1 protein-coding gene is annotated in these 1247 nt (G+C 66.4%); it reads right to left on the reverse strand.

What is annotated here, in order from left to right:
• A partial coding sequence (locus tag JJL52_RS21075; RefSeq protein WP_236994410.1) for a condensation domain-containing protein occupies positions 1-1247 on the reverse strand: 1247 nt, incomplete at both ends.

A 1247-nucleotide genomic window follows, 5' to 3' on the forward strand; every position in this document is an offset into this window, starting at 1 on the left:
GGCTGGGCCAGCAGTTGTCCGAGCAGGTAGGAGTAATGGCCGGCCAGCCGTTCGATGGTTTCAGCCTCGAACAGGTCGCAGGCGTAGGTGAAAACGCCGCCGATGCGGCCCTGGCGGTCGTGCCAGGTATCCAGGCTCAAGTCGAACTGGGCGGCGCCGTTGTCCCGGTCCAGGGCTTCGATCTGCCAATCCGCCTGCGATTGCAGCAGGCCGACGTCGGTTTGCTGGTGGTTGATCAGGATCTGGAACAGGGGGTTTTGCCCCAGCCGCCGTTCGGGCTGCAGGGCGTCGACCAGCTGTTCGAACGGCAGGTCGGGATGGGCCTGGGCTTGCAGGAGCGTGTGTTTGACCTGTTGTAAGAGGGCGTCGAAACGGGTGGACGCGCTGAGTTCGGTCCGCAGCACCACGGTGTTGACGCAGTAGCCGATCAGGGCTTGGGTTTCCGGACGCTGGCGGTTGGCCAGCGGCAGGCCGATGCGCAGGTCGGTCTGGCCGCTGTAGCGGTAGAGTAGGACGTTGAAGGCGGCCAGCAGCACCAGGAACAGGGTGACGCCCTGCGGGTGCGCCACGGTTAAAACGGCGTCACTGACCGCCTCCGGCAGCACAAACGGAATACGGCCGCCGCGCTGGCTGGGTTCGGTGGGGCGCGGCTTATCGTAGGGCAGTTCGATCACGGGCTGATCACCGCCCAGCCATGCGGTCCAATAGCCCAGTTGCCGCTCGGCTTCGCCGGCTTCCAGCCAGTGCCGCTGCCAGAGCGCAAAGTCGGCGTGGCGGATCGGCAGGGCCGGCAGTTGCGGTTCATGGCCTAACTGCAGCGCGCCGTAGAGGGCGCTAAATTCGGCCAGCAGCCGGTTCAGCGACCAGCCGTCGGCGATCAGGTGGTGTAGGGTCAGATTGAGTTCGTGTACCGCTTGGCCGTCCCGGTCCGGCAAGCGCGCCAGCAGCACCCGCCACACGGGGCCCCGCTCCAGGTCGAAGGGGGTGCGGGCATCGATCTCGGCCCGTTGCGCGGCTTGCTGTTGGGCGCGGTCGAGCGGTAAGGCGCTCAGATCATAAAAGGCCAGAGCCACGTCAAACGAAGACAGGATCCACTGCCGCGGCTGGCCGTCGACCGCGTAAAATAGCGTGCGCAGCGCATCGTGGCGCAGCGCCAGGGCGCTAAAAGCTTGCGTCAATGCCTCGCGGTCCACATCGCCAACCAGCCGCACCCCGCCGGCGATGTGGTAGGCCGTGCTCGTCGGGTC

It is taken from the genome of Candidatus Methylomicrobium oryzae (assembly GCF_016745425.1).
Lineage (GTDB): Bacteria > Pseudomonadota > Gammaproteobacteria > Methylococcales > Methylomonadaceae > Methylomicrobium > Methylomicrobium oryzae.